The organism is Novosphingobium sp. ST904, from assembly GCF_001298105.1.
Taxonomy (GTDB): domain Bacteria; phylum Pseudomonadota; class Alphaproteobacteria; order Sphingomonadales; family Sphingomonadaceae; genus Novosphingobium.
This window is the reverse complement of sequence record NZ_LGJH01000140.1, coordinates 70894-86491: the sequence shown is the minus strand read 5'-3', so window position 1 is coordinate 86491 and position 15598 is coordinate 70894. Positions and strand designations below refer to the sequence as shown.

Annotated in this window: 10 protein-coding genes and 1 pseudogene; 1 reads left to right on the top strand and 10 read right to left on the bottom strand. The window is 65.7% G+C overall.

Features of this window, described 5'->3' with window-relative positions; genetic code table 11:
* Positions 1–190 precede the first annotated feature (190 nt).
* From ADT71_RS11730 to ADT71_RS11685, 10 genes and pseudogenes are all read right to left on the bottom strand, one after another.
* On the bottom strand, positions 191–2284 hold the full coding sequence (locus tag ADT71_RS11730) for a discoidin domain-containing protein (protein WP_054437009.1): 2094 nt from the start codon (positions 2282–2284) through the stop codon (positions 191–193).
* A gap of 153 nt (positions 2285–2437) precedes the next feature.
* Positions 2438–5266 (bottom strand): TonB-dependent receptor, encoded by a 2829-nt coding sequence (locus ADT71_RS11725; RefSeq protein ID WP_054437007.1) that lies wholly within the window; start codon positions 5264–5266, stop codon positions 2438–2440.
* Positions 5267–5458: 192 nt separating this feature from the next.
* Positions 5459–6889, bottom strand: coding sequence for a family 43 glycosylhydrolase (locus ADT71_RS11720; protein ID WP_054437006.1), 1431 nt, complete (start codon positions 6887–6889; stop codon positions 5459–5461).
* Between the two features lie 103 nt (positions 6890–6992).
* The gene (locus tag ADT71_RS11715) at positions 6993–8018 is read right to left on the bottom strand and encodes an arabinan endo-1,5-alpha-L-arabinosidase (RefSeq protein WP_369818236.1); all 1026 of its coding nucleotides are present in this window, start codon (positions 8016–8018) and stop codon (positions 6993–6995) included.
* A gap of 23 nt (positions 8019–8041) precedes the next feature.
* Positions 8042–8674 (bottom strand): 2-dehydro-3-deoxy-6-phosphogalactonate aldolase, encoded by a 633-nt coding sequence (locus ADT71_RS11710; protein WP_054437004.1) that lies wholly within the window; start codon positions 8672–8674, stop codon positions 8042–8044.
* Positions 8671–9570 carry a 2-dehydro-3-deoxygalactonokinase gene (locus ADT71_RS11705; protein WP_054437002.1) on the bottom strand — a complete coding sequence of 300 codons (900 nt, stop codon included), beginning with the start codon at positions 9568–9570 and terminating at the stop codon, positions 8671–8673. Before ADT71_RS11705 ends, ADT71_RS11710 begins: the two co-directional genes overlap by 4 nt.
* Positions 9567–11130, bottom strand: a pseudogene (locus tag ADT71_RS11700) (alpha-N-arabinofuranosidase). The gene ADT71_RS11705 and the pseudogene ADT71_RS11700 overlap by 4 nt, the downstream one beginning before the upstream one ends.
* Positions 11131–11152: 22 nt before the next feature.
* Positions 11153–12079 carry a Gfo/Idh/MocA family protein gene (locus ADT71_RS11695; RefSeq protein ID WP_054437001.1) on the bottom strand — a complete coding sequence of 309 codons (927 nt, stop codon included), beginning with the start codon at positions 12077–12079 and terminating at the stop codon, positions 11153–11155.
* Between the two features lie 3 nt (positions 12080–12082).
* Positions 12083–13087 (bottom strand): AraD1 family protein, encoded by a 1005-nt coding sequence (araD1, locus tag ADT71_RS11690; protein WP_054436998.1) that lies wholly within the window; start codon positions 13085–13087, stop codon positions 12083–12085.
* Positions 13088–13166: 79 nt separating this feature from the next.
* A complete protein-coding gene (locus ADT71_RS11685; RefSeq protein ID WP_054436996.1) occupies positions 13167–14693 on the bottom strand; it encodes an aldehyde dehydrogenase (NADP(+)) in 1527 nt (508 codons plus the stop codon).
* Between the two features lie 130 nt (positions 14694–14823).
* On the opposite strand from ADT71_RS11685, the gene ADT71_RS11680 reads away from it, so the two are divergent.
* Entirely contained in the window at positions 14824–15564 is a 741-nt protein-coding gene (locus ADT71_RS11680; protein ID WP_054437029.1) for a FadR/GntR family transcriptional regulator, read from the top strand.
* Positions 15565–15598 lie beyond the last annotated feature (34 nt).

Below are 15598 nucleotides of genomic sequence, written 5' to 3'. Positions count from 1 at the left end.
AGAAAGGCTTGAAATATAGACATATTACTACGCCTTCCTTCCTCGCTCTGAGCCATTTTGATTCAAACCTCGCAGGCGTGATTAATGGGTCCTGACCCTAGCGGCGTGGCCGAATTCCCGCGCACGACGCGGGCGCCGGAGAAACGTCCTGCCGCGAAGCGAAAACAACCGCTCCGGCCGGCGGACAGGTTCAGCGGGCGAAGGCCTTGAGTTCGGAAAGGCGGATGGCGCGGCCGGCTGCCGGCACCATCGTCACGCGAATGCGTTCGCCCGTAACGGCGGGCCAGCGCAGCTCGGTTACGCCATTGGCAAGCGGGACGGCCTTGGGCGCGGCCACCTGCTGCCAGCCGCCATCGCGCCAGACCTCGACCGAGACCCGGCGCGGCGCCGCGAACTTCGCACCATCGGCGAAGAACGCCAGCTCCGCACGGCCGAGCGTGACCGTCTTGCCGAAGTCGACCGCGTACCACTGCGGCGCGGAAGACTTCGCCGAATCCCAGCCGTTCGGCAGTTCCGGATAGAACCAGGCGCGGCCGTCGATACCGTCGTGCAGGTTCTCCGCCTCTGTGCCGGAGGACGCGCTGGCCTTGGGGAAGTTGCCCCGTACGAGTTGCACCGCAAGGTTCTCCTCCCGCACGATCGGGGCATTGGCCTTGCGCGCAAGCGGCACCTCGATCCGGGCCGGATCGTCACGGTGAGCGACTTCGGCGCCGTCCACCGCGATGGTCAGCCCCTTGCGGCCATAATGCTTGCCGTCCGCATCCCATGTCACCGAGACCTCGTGACCGTGATAAGGCACGCGCTCGATGTGGAACCAGCCCAGCGCCTGCGGGTCACCGGCGGCCGGAAGCAGCGGGTTGACCTCCAGCACGTCGTCCGCGCGCGGGCGGATGCCGACAAGGCCGGTCAGGATCAGGTCGAGATAGCCGGAATGGAAATAGTGATGGCTGCGGTCCAGCCCGACGATCGGCTTGCCGGTCTCCGGGTGGTAATCCTCTTCCAGGTCGAGCCGCGCGTTCCTGCCCTCACCCTGGTAGTGAAGCTGGGTGTACTGGCGCAGCAGGCGCATGTAGTCGCTGCGCGTCACCGGACCCGTCTGGCCATAGTGATCGAGCAGGTTGGCCATGCCGGTCAGTACCTGCGTGGTCTGGTAGGGCCAGATCGGCCCGTTCCACTGACACTCGGGCGCGGTGCCCAGATAGCGATACTGGCGCATGTAATATTCGTAGTTCTGCTCGACGGTGCGCATCCCCGCCTTGCCCGCCAGCGAGGCGGGATCGAGCAGATGGCCCCAGGCAGCCGAATAGTTCGCCTCGTCCGGCACGAGATCGAACATCCACGGCAGGTAGCCCACCAACTCGCGATTGCGGATCTGGTCCCAGTATTTCACATGCTCGTTCGAGACCTGGTAGCGGTCCACGAAATGGCCGAGTTTCGGGCTCCACAGGTCTTCGAGAACGCGCGTGCGCAAGGCCTCGGCACGGCCCGCGTATTCCTTGGCCATAGCCGTGTCGCCCGCCAGCGCCGCCATGCGCGAAAGGGCACGGGCATTGGCGAACATATAGCTGTTGACCGAGGGCCGGAAGGAATCGCCGCCCCGGAACCCGTCCTTGCCGCCCGAGGCGTCGATCGAGGACACGGTGTATTCGGTGGCATCGAGCAGCGGCTCCACGAAGTAGAGCCCCTTGGTGAAGTCGAACTTCTCGTCCCACAGCCGGTAGATGTGGCGCATCGTCTTGAGGTGCGCGAGCACCGCCTCGCGGTCGCCGTCAACAAGGTAGCGGCCCCAGACCGAGTCGGCCATGTGGTCGGTGAAGTGACGGTCGTTGCCGCCCTCGTACATGAAGTTGACGTAATCGTCGGTGAAGCGGCGGTCGTTCAGCCAGCGCCCTTCGGCGATGTGGAAACCGCTGGCGTCGTTGAGACTGGCGAAAGGCTCGCGCTGCCAGTCCACGTCGTCGGCGAATTCGGTGGTGACGTAGCCCTGCACGCCAAGGTCGCGCTGGTGCGCGCGGAACAGGCCCCAGCGGTAGTAGTAGACCGCATCGATCTTCGGATCGGCGCTCTCGAAGAAAGGAATGCGCTGTTCGTACCAGGCGGCGTCGTTGCCGAAGCGAGCCTTGGCGATGGCGGCGGTATCGAGCTTCGGAACAGCCCGGCCGACACCAGAAGAAGCGGAGGTCCTGGAAGACGCGGATTCTTGGGAGGATGCGGCAGGCGGCAGGCTGGCCCCGCTCGCAAGAAGCGCCGCGGTGGCGAGGATCGTCCGGATGTTTCCGCGCATCGTTACCCCTTCATGGTCTGGCGAGCGTCAGCAATAGCAGGAAAAATAAAGGCGGCCGTCCTGCCGGGCCTGTGTTGGGAGAGGAGCCCGGAAGAACAGCCGCCTATGGCGGGCCGCGACACGGAATGGCGTGTGTCGCGGCGCCTTGTCAGGTTAGAACTTGAAGCGAACGCCCGCCGCGAACGTGCGGTCGATCAGCAGGGTATTCGCGTTCATGGTGACCGGGCCACCGGCATCCTCGAACTTGTAGTAGTCCTGCTGCTTCGCCTTGGTGATGTTCACCGCGTCGAAGGTCAGGCCGATGTCGTCGGTCACGGCGAAGGTGAGCTGGAAGTCCAGGCTCTTCTCGGGCTTGCGCCAGAAGCCGATCGGGTTGGCGAAGGCACGCGCCTCGTTGCGCTGGAGGAAGCCCTTGCGCCACACGTAGGAGAGACGTGCACCGATCGGACCGCGCTCGTAAGCCAGCGTGGCGTTGTACGAGAACTTCGACACCGCGAAGAACGCCGACTTGGTGAGGACGGTGTTGCCCTCGTCGTCGGTTTCCGGGATCGTCTGCGAAGAGTCGAGGATCGTGGCGCTGCCCTGGAAGCCCAGGCCGTCGAGCACGCTCGGCAGGTAGGTCGGGAAGTAGGTCAGGCCCAGTTCCACGCCCTTCAGCACGCCGTCGGACGCGTTGGTCGGACGGGTAACCTGGAAGTAGTCGGTGGCGGTGCTGCCCTCGATGCCGTTGTTCGGGATATACTCGAGCGTGGTGAGCGGAACGACGAGACCACTGATTTCGCGGCGGAAACCGGTGACGTAGATTGCGCTGTTGCGCTCGAAGTACCATTCCAGCGCAAGGTCGAAGTTCTTCGACGTCGTCGCCTTCAGGCCGGCGTTGCCGGCGCTGCCCGTACCGAAGCCCAGACCCGAAAGGTCGCCGGTGAGCGAAACGTTCGGGTTGAGGTCGCCGAACGCCGGACGACGCAGGGTTTCACCGTAGTTGAAGCGCACGCGCAGGTTCGGCGTGATCTCGTAACGTGCGGTGAAGCTCGGCAGGAACTTCATCTGACCGGTCGAAACGCCGGTGCGGGCATAGTCGTTGTAACGATCGAAGTAGTCGTAATCGGTATCGATCGTGACCATGCGCACGCCGCCTTCGAGCATCAGCGGACGGCCGAAGATTTCGACCTGACCGTCAGCCAGGAGGTAGGCCGCCAGGGTGACTTCGTTGATGTCGAACACGCGGCCGAACGAAAGCTGATCGGACAGCAGCAGGTTCGGGTTGGCCGCCTGGTAGAGCGTGCGGATGGCGTCGGCGTTCTTGTACAGCGCCGGGCCGTTTGCCAGCACCCAGCTGGTCGGAACGTCGGCGCGGCCATCGAAGAAGCCGCTGTTGGTGAAGCTGTAACCGTCACCCAGCGAGGCCAGCGTGCCGCCCAGGGCGCCCGCGCTCTGTTCGCGAATGAAGGTGCTGGCCTTGCGATCGTCGTAGCGGAAGCCCGCCTTGATCCGGCGCAGGAAGCCTTCGTCCCATTCGTAGTAGCCGTCGAGCTGGAAGGTCAAAGCCTTGCCGGTGCTCCGGTTGCCGTTGTCGAACAGGTCGCCGACGGTCCACTGGGTTGCGTCGGTCAGGACTCCCGGCGTGCCGAAGCTGTACGACGGGATACCGCCGCCGGCGTTGAAGTCGACGTCGATGTCCAGCGGCGCGCGGTTGGTGCGCACGGCGAAGAACGAGGTTTCGTTCTTGCTGTCCTGGTAGGCGAGGTCGGCGGTGATCTTGCCGCGATCGCCCACGTCCCAGTCCGCGTTCAGAGCGTAGACATAGCTGTCGGTCTTGTTCGTGGAGTAGTCCGCGCTGTTGAAGCCCGAAACGCCGCCGATCTTGCGCGACTTGATGACGTTGGTGCCGTCATAGAGTTCGAAGGTCGAACCCGGATCATCACCCAGATCGCCCCACCAGTCGGCAAAGCTGAACAGCATCGAGTTGAAGGTGCTGCCGCGGAAGCCGGTGTAGTAGAACTCGGCGGTGTAGGTCGAACGGTCGTTCGGCGCCCACTGCAGGGCGGCGTTGATCGAGGGACGCTCACGCTTGCCGTAAAGATCCGAGCTGATGACCGCATCGCGCGAGAGGTAGTAAGGTACCTCTACGCCGTCGATGTTGAGGGTCGAACCCGGCGTGGTCGGCAGACCCGCGTTGAGGCCCGGCTTCCAGTAGGGGTTCGCCGGGTCGGTGTTGGGGAAAATGCGCTGCAGCGGCGTCAGCCAGGTGTCCGAAGGCGGGTTTTCGGTGGCGAACGGCACCAGGGCGCCGGCCTGCACGTTCATGTTGCGATACTTCGAACGCGTATAGCTGCCGTTGATGAGGAAGCCGATGTCGCCGATGCCGGTTTCCCAGCGATCGCTGACGAGCAGCGCGACGTTCGGGTTCACCTTGTCCGCCAGCTCGCTGTAGACACCGCGCGCAAGGCCGGAAATGGTGAAACCGTCGAAGTCGAACGGACGGCGCGTGGCGACGTCGATCTGGCCGGCGAGGCCGAATTCGAGCTGGTCTGCCGAGCGGGTCTTGTAGACGTCGATCTTGCGGACGAGGTTCGACGAGATGTCCTGCAGCGCGAACGAGGTGCCGGCCGCGGTGAAGATGTTGCGGCCGTTCCAGGTGGTGACAGGATCGGACAGGCCACGGATCGTGATGGTCCCGGTCTCGCCGCCGGCACGGTCGGTGACCTGGATGCCGGTGACGCGCTGGAGCGCTTCGATCACGTTGTTGTCAGGCAGCTTGCCGACGTCTTCAGCCACGATCGAATCGACGATCTGGATGTTTTCCTTGCGGCTGTTGATGGCGCCCACGATCGAGGCGCGCACGCCGGTGACGATGATGTCCTCGGCAGTCGGTTCAGCGGCGTCGGCGGCCTGCGGAGCGGCATCCTGCGCGTGAGCCACGGTGGCGAGGCTCAGGGCGAAGACGGATGCGGTGCAGAATGCAAATGGCTTGAGCGCCATGGATCAACCCTCCCATTGGGGCTGGCCCATACCATGCCCCTTCGAATTACTCGGACTAATTATTAGTCTGACTAATGCGATGCAAGGATAAAAGGGGGAGCGCTATCAAAAAGGGACGTGGAGTGTGGCAGATTCGCCGCAATTCCGCCCGGAACACGAGGATTCCGGGCGGTCTTGTCTGAGTTGTTGCTGTCAGCCGACGAGCCAGCTGGTCGCCGGATCGCCCTTGTCCGCCAACTTCACCGCATCGCCGGAGAACGCGAGCGCCTTCGACGAGTCGGACTTGGAAACGAAGCGCACGGTGCCCTGCACTTCGCCGGCCTCGCGCAGGAACAGGTCGGCAGTGCCGAGCGCGGTCAGCGCAGCCACGCCGTCCTTGCCCACCGCAAGCCCCTTGTCCCGCAGGAGGATCGGCGAAAGCTGCACCGCGCCGTCAGCGCCGGCGATCTCGCGGAACTGGGTCCGGGGCAGCGGCGTACCCTTGGCGAGGGTCAGCTTCGTACCGTCATGACCCAGCATCACCTCGCGGTTCACAGCCGGGGTGAAGCGCTCGGGCAGCGCGCCGTTGCCGACCGGAACGCCGAAGTCCGGCGCGCCCTTGTCATCGTAATAGATGCGCTGGACGCGGGTGTGGCGATCCGGGTTGAGCAGCGGGTCGCCTTCGATCTTCTCGTAGTCGCGGCCGTGGTAGACGAGGATGTCGTTGCCGTTCTCGTCCACCGTGAAGCTGTTGTGGCCGGGGCCGTAGACAGAGGTTTCCACGCAAGTCGCGAAGACCGGCTTCTGCGACTTGGTCCATGCCTTGGGGTCCATGAGGTTGGCGTTCTCGTCGATCGTCAGCATGCCGAGGCAATAGACGGCGCCGGTGCCGCTGGCCGAGTAGGTCATGAACAGGCGGCCGTTCTTTGCCAGCACCGCCGGGGCCTCTGCCACCTTGTAGGCGCGGGTTTCCCAGTCGAGCGTCGGCACCGTAAGGCGGACGGGATCGGCCGAAAGCGTCAGCGCGTCCTTCATCGGCGCGATGTAGAGGTTCGAATTGGTGTCGATCCCTTCCTCGCGCTGGGCCCATGCGAAATAGCGCTGGCCCTTGTGGACGAAGCTCGTGGAATCGAGGTTGAAGCTGTCCCACGGCATCTTGAATTCGCCAAGGACCGACCACTTGCCGGTCATCGGGTCGGAGCCGTCGCAAACGATGGCGTAAGTGCGGATGCGGAACACGTCCTCGCCGCCGCCGCTGGGGCCGGCTGCGAAGTACATGACCCACTTGCCGTCGATGAGGTGCAGTTCGGGCGCCCAGAGGAAGCCGGACATCGGGCCGGTCTTCTCATGACGCCAGAGCACGCGCTCCTCGGCGGTGGCGAGACCGGCCAGCGTCTTCGAGCGACGCAGGATCAGGCGATCGTATTCGGGGACCGAGCCGGTGAGGTAGTAGTTGCCGTCCTCGTGGCGGAAGACCTGCGAATCGGCGCGGTTCTTCACCAGCGGATTGATCGGGCCCTTGAGCGGATCGGCGACGGCAGCCTTGTCGTCACCACCGAGAGTGGCATCGGCTGCACGGTTGCAGGCGATGGGAAGCAGGGCGGCACTGGCGGCAAAAGCGCGGCGCGAAAGGGAAAAGTTCATGTCATCCTCTCCGAGATGCTTGTTTCGTGGCGCCGGTCCGATTTGATCCGGCGATGGGAAAAAGGACACCCCGGTCGGGGGACCGGGGTGCCGTCAGGTGGGATCAGTATTCGGCGACAGGCCAGCCGTCCGCGTCCCAGCGGATCGGCGCGATGCGCAGCGTGGGCGCTCCGTTCGCCTGCTTGTCGTAAGCATGGTAGACGACGTAAGTGGTGCCGTCCTTGTCGGTGAAGGCGCCGGCATGGCCGGGGCCGCGGAAGCGCTGCTGCTCTTCCAGGTCGGCGCGCAGGAAGATCGTGCCGCGACCTTCCATCATCGAACTGCCGTCCTTGCCGAGGTAGGGCCCGGTGATCTTCTTCGAGCGTCCGACCACGGTGTAGTAGGTGCTGTTCACGCCCTTGCAGCAATAGTCATAGCTGGCGAGCAGATAGTAGAAGCCGCCGTGCGGGATGATGAAAGGCGCCTCGACCGGGGCCGGGCCACCTGCAGGAGCGAGGCGGCGGGCGATCGAATAGGGCTCGGTGCCGGGGGCGACCTTGCCGGTCTTCGCGTCGAGCGGGAACAGCTTCAGGCCCGTCCAGAAACTTCCGAGCGAGAGCCACTGGCGGCCCTGCGCATCCTCGACGAAGTTGGGGTCGATGGCGTTGAAGTCGTCCTCATGCGTCGACATGACGACGAGGCCCTGGTCCTTCCAGCCATAACCCTTGGCCTTGGGGTCAAGCGTCTTGCTCGTCGCCAGGCCGATGGCGGAACGGTTGGAGCCGAACGTCGAGACCGAGTAATAGAGCCGGTATTCGCCGTTCACGTAGGAGATGTCGGGCGCCCAGATGCCTTCGGTGCCGGGGATCGCCTGCCTGGCCCATGCCGGAATCTCGGCGAAGACCGAACCGGCATCCTTCCAGACCTTCAGGTCCTTCGAGGTCTTGATGCCGACATAGCGGCCCACTGTGCTGAAGACGTAGTAGGTATCTCCTTCCCGGATGATGACCGGATCGTGCACCGTGAGGTCGCCGCTCAACCGGGAATTGAGCGTGCCCGCCCCCTTCTCGCCGACCCGCACTTGCGCATCGGCCGCACCGGAGGCGGCCAGCACGGCAAGGCTGGCGGCAGCGAGGAATTTCCTGAACACGTACTCTCTCCGAACTTGCTTTGTTATGCCGCGCAGGCGTTCCATGCGGCGACGATCTCGGCGGCCTTTGCGCCAACCGTCGCGGCATCGAAGCCGGGCTTGTAGAGGCTGCCGCCCACGCCGATGCCGAAGACGCCCGCTGCGCGGTATTCCGCGACATTGGCCGCGCCCACACCGCCCACCGCCCAGACGCGGCTGGTCTTGGGCAGGACTTCGCGGATCGCCTTGATGTAGCTGCTGCCCAGCACCGAGCCGGGGAACAGCTTGAGGTCATTGGCGCCTGCCGCCACGGCGGCGAATGCCTCGGTCGGGGTGAGGAAGCCGGGGAGCACGTCCATGCCGAGTTCGATCGAGCGCCTGATGACCGCCGGATCGACATTGGGCGAAACCATGAAGGTACCGCCGACACCCGCCAGCGTCTCCGCCAGATCGGTGCCGATCACGGTGCCGCCGCCGATCGCGGCGCGGTCTCCCAGAGCCTCGACCATGGCGCCGATGGAGCCGGCGGGATCGGGCGAGTTGAACGGCACTTCGATGATCCGCACGCCGGCCTCGACCAGCGCCGTGCCGATCTCGACCGCTTCGTGAGTCTGGATGCCGCGCAGGATCGCGACGACCGGGGCAGCGCCTTCTGCCAGAACCTGTTCGATCTTCATGCTTTCAATTCCTTTGCGATACGCAGACCGGCAAGGACCGCCGCGTCGCCGTCGATACGGCGGGCGGTGCAGCCGAGTCCTTCCAGCGCACGGTCATAGAGCGCCGACAGCGCCGGGTCGCCTATCAGGACCACCGAAGCGCCCGGCGTGACACGGGCTGCCACTTCGCCGCCGATGAGCAGCCCCGAGATATAACCGCGCGACCAGTCCTTCGACCGGCCGTCCAGCATTCGTGCACCCCGCGCTTCGAACAGCGCGCCGGTCAGCGGCTCGCCGCAGCGTTCGAGACCGCGTGCGAAGCCTTCGTCGACAGTGCCCTCGCCCGGCGTATCGGGTCCGGTCAGCGTCGACTGTCCGGCCAGCAGCGCGAAAAGCTCGCCGGTCGGGTGAGTGCGGAACATGGTGATCGTGCCATCCCTGACCGCGACCCACTTGCAGTGTGTCCCCGGCAGCGCGATGAGATGTTCGCCCTCCGCAAGGTCCGGGTGAAGCGCGAGGGCGCCGAAGACTTGCGCCTCCTCGCCCCGCATCACTTCCGGCACGCCGTCCGCATGGCAGCTCAGCCCCGGCAGCACCGAAACCGGAATGCCGGCGACTTCGAGCCGCGTGCGTGAGGACAGCCACTTGGCCGCGTCCGCCGGGCAGGCCGCATAGCCTGCCGCGACGAGCGCACCCGGAGCACCGGCCATGCCGCAAAGCACGACTTCGGACAGCGGCCCTTCGGCCTTCCAGCTTTCCAGCCTTTCGGCCAGCGCCGCTTCGGCGTGACCTTCAAGCGCGCCCGGCCCGCTGAGCCGGGCGACCACGTCCTCGCCGTCGAGGCGGAACAGCCGCAGCCGGGTGGTGCCCCAATCTCCCAAGACATAAGGAGCGGCGGGGACGTGGTTCACGCTCATTGCAGTTCGAGCACCACGACCGACTTGGCCGGCAGGGTGACGACAAGGTTGCCGCCCTGCACGGTGGCGCCGGAGAAGGCCTCGGGCTTCACCGCATTCGGTGCGTCGAAGGTGTTGTGCGCGTTGATCGCGGGTGCCGTCAGGATACGGCCCGTGACCGCCGAAGCGCTGACGCCGCCGAGCTTGATCGTCACCGTGTTGGACTGGTTCGGATCGAGGTTCGACAGGCCGACATGGATCTTGCCGTCGTTGCCCTTCACTGCCGAGCCGCTGACGGCAGGCATCGAGAACTCGTCCTTGTGATACCAGGGCGACTTGATCTGGATCGGCAGCACGGTGGCATCCTGCCACGGCTTGTACATCTCGAAGACGTGGTAGGTGGGCGTGAGCACCATCTTGTTGTCTTCGGTGAAGATCATCGCCTGGAGCACGTTCACCATCTGGGCGATGGCGGTCATGCGCACGCGGTCGGCATGCTTGGCGAAGATATCGAGATGTACCGAGGCGATCAGCGCGTCACGCAGGGTGTTCTGCTGGCGCAGGAAGCCCGGATGCGTGCCCGGATCCTGGGCGTACCACGAACCCCATTCGTCCACGGCCAGGAAGACCCGCTTCTCGGGGTCGTACTTGTCCATGATCGCCGAGTGCCTGGTGATCAGCTCGTCCATGTGGCGCGCGCCGTTCAGCGCATCGGCCCAGCCATGTTCGTCGAAATCGACGGCGGGCGCACGCGGCGCCAGCCACCGGCGGGGTGGACGTAGTAATGCAGCGAAACGCCGTCGAGCTGCGGGGCCGCGACGCGCATCATCGTCTCGGTCCAGTTGTAGTCGTCGACATTGGCGCCTGCGGCGACCTTCAGGATCTTGGTGCCGGCAGCGCCTTCACGAAGGTGGCATAACGGCGGGTCTCGTCGGCCGCGAATTCGGGACGCATGTTCCCGCCGCAACCCCAAAGTTCGTTGCCGACGCCGAAGTAGGCGACCTTCCAGGGCTCCTTGTGGCCGTTTTTGGCGCGCAGCTCAGCCAGCGAACCGGCAGGTGCGGTCATGTATTCGACCCATTCGGCCATTTCGCGCGGCGTGCCGTCGCCGACGTTTCCGGCGATATAGGCTTCCGCGCCGACCTGGCGCAGCAGTTCGAAGAATTCGTGCGTGCCCACGGTGTTCGGCTCGGTCACGCCGCCCCAGTGGGTGTTGACCTTGACCGGACGCTTGTTCTGCGGGCCGATGCCTTCACGCCAGTTGTACTCGTCGGCGAAGCAGCCGCCGGGCCAGCGGATCACGGGGACCGAGAGGTCCTTGAGCGCCCGGACGACGTCGTTGCGGAAACCGTTGGTGTTCGGAATCTTGCTGTTCTTGCCGACCCACAGGCCGCCGTAGATCCCCGTGCCGAGGTGCTCGGCAAACTGGGTGAAGACTTCCTTGTGATAGACCGCGCCGGGCTTGTCGGCGTCGATGGTCGCCGTGGTGGGCTGTCCGTCGGTATCGGCATGAGCCGTGCCTGCGAGCGCGGTGGCGCTCAGCAGGACGGCTGCGGTGGTCAGGCGAAGCGCCTTCAACATGTCTTGTCCCCTCCCTGGGAAATCAGTCGTGGAATTCTTCGACGAGCTCGCGGCGTCCGCGCAGGAATGCGTCGGCCACGAGGCGCAGCGGCGCGATGTCCACATCGCTGCGGCCGCCACGGATCAGGTTGGCGAAGCGCGAATAAAGACCCGGATATTCAAGGTCTTCGTTGTGCTCTGTGCCGGTGGGCAGGGTGAGCACGGCGCCGCCGTTCGAGAGCTTCAGCGTTCCCGCGTCAGTCTCGACGATGATGTCCCACGACTGCGGGCCGGTCTGGCGCCAGTCGAGGTCCATGTGGATTTCGGCTCCGGCGGTATCGCGGAACTCGATATCGGCGGCGATCGGCGCAGCGCGGTTGGCCGGCAGGCTGAGCGTCGCTTCCTTGAGGAAGAACGGGCGCGGCATGATGTGGGTGGCGATCGAGAGGGCATTGATGCCCGGATCGAACACGCCAAGGCCGCCCGGTTCCCAGATCCAGTCCTGACCCGGATGCCAGACGCGCACGTCTTCGCGCCAGACGATCCTGGCGCTCTTGATCGTACGCTCGGCAAGCCAGGCGCGGGCCGGGGCAACACCCGCGGCGTAGCGCGAGTGCCACGAAGCGAACAGCGTCACGCCCACCTTGTCGGCACGGCTTTCCAGCGCCGCCACTTCGGCCAGCGTGGCGCCCGGCGGCTTTTCCAGGAACACGTGCATGCCCTTGGCCAGCGCCAGCGCGGCGAGGTCGTAACGGACCTGCGGCGGGGTGCAGAGCGCCACCGCGTCGATGGCCGGGCCGTTCTCGACCAGGTCTTCGAGGCTGCTGAAGTGCGGGATGCCTTCAGGGCCGCGATGGTGCGGGCTGACCGTGGCACCGAGGCTGAAGTTCGGGTTGCCCTCGATCGCGGGGATATGCTGGTCGCGGGCGATCTTGCCCACGCCAACGATGGCGATACGGATCGGATCCATGGCTCAGAGTGCCTTCACGGTTGTCGTCGCCTCGCCCGAAGCGGCAGCGCGGGCAAGCGGGTTGGAAACCGGCAGGGTGAAGGGTGCGGCGTCGATCTCGAATACATCGCCTTCCTGCGTGGCCACGCCGTCGGCGAACGAGAGCGTCGCGGTGCCGAAGAAGTGGACATGCACGTCGCCCGAACGGCGGAACAGGTCGTACTTGAAGTGGTGATGCTCAAGGTTCGCAAAGGTGTGCGACATGTTGCCTTCGCCCGAGAGGAAGGGCTTTTCCCAGATCGTCTCGCCGCCGCGCACGATCTTGCTGGTGCCCTCGATCTTCTCCGGCGGGGTGCCCAGCAGCAGTTCCGGGCCGAGCGCGGCCTGGCGCAGCTTCGAGTGCGCAAGCCACAGGTAGTTGTGACGCTCGGTGACGTGGTCCGAGAACTCGTTGGCGAGCGCGAGGCCGAGGCGGTAGACATGGCCGTCTTCGCCGACGAGGTAGATGCCCGCCAGTTCCGGCTCTTCGCCGCCGTCCTTGGCGAAGGCGGGCATGGTCAGCGCATCGCCGGGGCCGACGAGCAACTGGCCGTCGCCCTTGTAGAACCATTCCGGCTGCTGGCCTTCGGTGCCCGCGGCGGGCTTGCCGCCTTCAAGGCCCTCAAGGAACATGCGCATGGAATCGGTGACATGCTCACCCGAGGCGGCAGCCTGGTGCATCTTGTTGCGACCCTCGGCCGAACCGAGGTGTGTCAGGCCCGTGCCGGTCATCAGCAGGTGAGCGGAATCTTCGTGGTCGATCGGGGCAAGCAGGTTGCCGGCCGCGAATTCGGCCTTGATGTCGACCGCTTCGCCCTGTCCGGCAGCCTTGGCGGCTTCGGCCAGCGTCACGCCTTCGGCGATGGCGCGCTGGGCGAGTTCGCGGGTGCTGGTGACGCCCTGAAGGAAGTGGGCGGCATCGCCCTCGGCAAGAATGACGGAGCGCACGCCGTCAGGCGCGCGATGCTGGAGCAGGCGAAGGTAGGTCATGGAGATCTCTCCCGGGCTCTTGGCCCTATCTGCGGCGCGCCTTCTTGGGGGAGCGCGCCGCAGGGATTGAGTGGACTGGTTAGAGGGTAAGTGCGCCGTCGATCAGGCGGGGAGCGCCGTCACCGAAGGCCGCGTCGCGCAGTTCTGCCGGAAGCAGGCCCTGAGCGAAGTTCTGGTAGCTGACCGGGCGCAGGAAGCGGTCGATCGCCATGCTGCCGACCGACGTGGTGCGCGGGTCGGTGGTCGAGGGGAACGGGCCGCCGTGCACCATCGCGTGGCACACTTCGACGCCGGTGGGCCAGCCGTTGACGAGGATGCGGCCGACCTTGCGCTCCAGCACGGGCAGCAGGCGCGAAGCGGCGGCTTCGTCGGCTTCGTCCATGTGCAGGGTGGCGGTCAGCTGGCCTTCCAGACCTTCAAGCAGGCCGGCGAGTTCGGCTTCGTCCTTGCAGCGCACGACGATCGACGCGGCGCCGAACACTTCGTGGCCGATCGCCTTGTCGGCGAGAAACTGGGCAGCCGTGGTCTGGAACAGGATCGCACCGCCGGTGGTCTTGCTGCCTTCTTCGCCCTTGGCGATGGTTTCGACGCCGGCATTGCCTTCAAGCGCTTCGACGCCCTTGGCATAAGCAGCGGCGATGCCGGTGGTGAGCATGGTCTGCGGCTTGGCTTCGGCAACACCGCCGGTGGCGGCCGCGACGAAGGCGTCCAGACCTTCACCCTCGACAGCCAGGATCAGGCCGGGGTTGGTGCAGAACTGGCCGGCGCCCATCGTCAGCGAACCGACGAAAGCGGTGCCGAGTGCTTCACCGCGTGCCTTCAGCGCTTCGGGAAGCAGCAGGACGGGGTTGATGCTCGACATTTCGGCATAGACCGGGATCGGCACTTCGCGGGCCTGCGCCAGCTTGGCGAGGGCAAGGCCGCCACCGCGCGAGCCGGTGAAGCCGACCGCCATGATGCGCGGATCCTGGACCAGCGCGGCGCCGAGTTCGTTCGACGGGCCGACGAGGTGCTGGAACACGCCTTCGGGAAGACCGGCGTCCTTCACGGCCTTGGTGATCGCTGCGGCAATCAGGCTGCCGGTGATCGGGTGGGCCGGGTGACCCTTTACCACGACCGGGCAACCGGCGGCGAGCGCCGAAGCGGTGTCACCACCGGCGGTCGAGAAGGCGAGCGGGAAGTTCGAGGCGCCGAACACGGCAACCGGACCCACCGGAATCATGCGCAGGCGCAGGTCGGGACGAGGCAGCGGGGCGCGGTCCGGCAGAGCCGGATCGATACGCAGCTGCTGCCACTGACCCTTGCGGACGACATCGGCGAACAGGCGCAGCTGGCCGACGGTACGGCCACGCTCGCCCTCGCCGCGACCACGGGGCAGTCCGCTTTCGGCAATGTAGGCTTCGATCAGCGAATCGCCGATGGCGATGATCTCGTCGGCGATTCGTTCGAGGAACGCAGCGCGCGTTTCACGATCGGTGGCGCGATAAGTGTCGAAAGCAGCGGCAGCGGCGGCGCAGGCTGCGGCGACGTCGGCGGGGCCGTTCACGGCCAGAGGTTCGCCGTGCGGCTCACCGGTTTCGGCCACGATGGAACGGAATTCGGTCATTTGGGGTCTCCCTATTTACTCCGACATATTCCCAGCGCACAGGAAACGCAATGTTTGTCGTTCCTTCGCGTGAGAAGGGCTGTTACGTTCCCTTCGGGAGGTGCCAATAACAGTGTCAGAAGCCAATTTCGTGAACGATGAAGAAAGTGCAAGGCCGGCCGACGAGGCTCGGGGTCCGGGCCGCCGCCTGCACGGTGCGATCGCCCATAAACTGGGAACGGCCATCTTGTCCGGCAAATATGCGCCCGGGGACATTCTTTCTGGTGAAGTCGCCTTCGCCGAGGAACTCCAGGTCTCGCGCAGCGCCTATCGGGAAGCCATTCAGGTCCTCACCGCCAAGGGCCTGGTCGCCAGCCGCCCCAAGGCCGGAACGCGGGTGCTGCCGAGAGACCGCTGGAACCTGCTCGATCCCGAAGTGCTCGGCTGGGCCTTCGCGGGAGAGCCGGACATCGAGTTCGTGCGCAGCCTCTTCGAACTGCGCGCCATCGTGGAGCCTGCCGCCGCGCGGCTTGCCGCGCAGCGCCGGGACAAGAACGACCTCAAGGCGATGAAGGATGCGCTGGCCGCGATGCGGCGGCACACCCTGACCACCGAGGCCGGCCGGGCGGCGGATCGCGACTTCCACAACGCGATTCTCCAGGCCACCCGCAACGACGCCCTGCTCGTGCTCAGCGCCTCGATCGGTGCTGCGGTGAACTGGACCACCCAGTTCAAGCAGCGGGCCCGCGCCCTGCCCCGCAACCCGATCCCCGATCACGTCCGCGTCTATGACGCGATCGCCGCCGGGGATGCGGCGACCGCTGCCGAAGCGATGAACGTGCTGGTCGATCTGGCACTGGAGGACACGCGCAGCGCCATGGAGAAAAAGTAAGCCCGACGCCAACGCGCCCGGACCAAGTCCGGGC

Bases quoted from the DNA above. Each gene is read 5' to 3' on its own strand.
- ADT71_RS11695 (WP_054437001.1), bottom strand. From the start codon at position 12,079: ATGGATCCGATCCGTATCGCCATCGTTGGCGTGGGCAAGATCGCCCGC.
- ADT71_RS11730 (WP_054437009.1), bottom strand. From the start codon at position 2,284: ATGCGCGGAAACATCCGGACGATCCTCGCCACCGCGGCGCTTCTTGCG.
- ADT71_RS11705 (WP_054437002.1), bottom strand. From the start codon at position 9,570: ATGAGCGTGAACCACGTCCCCGCCGCTCCTTATGTCTTGGGAGATTGG.
- ADT71_RS11685 (WP_054436996.1), bottom strand. From the start codon at position 14,693: ATGACCGAATTCCGTTCCATCGTGGCCGAAACCGGTGAGCCGCACGGC.
- araD1 (WP_054436998.1), bottom strand. From the start codon at position 13,087: ATGACCTACCTTCGCCTGCTCCAGCATCGCGCGCCTGACGGCGTGCGC.
- ADT71_RS11720 (WP_054437006.1), bottom strand. From the start codon at position 6,889: ATGAACTTTTCCCTTTCGCGCCGCGCTTTTGCCGCCAGTGCCGCCCTG.
- ADT71_RS11710 (WP_054437004.1), bottom strand. From the start codon at position 8,674: ATGAAGATCGAACAGGTTCTGGCAGAAGGCGCTGCCCCGGTCGTCGCG.
- ADT71_RS11725 (WP_054437007.1), bottom strand. From the start codon at position 5,266: ATGGCGCTCAAGCCATTTGCATTCTGCACCGCATCCGTCTTCGCCCTG.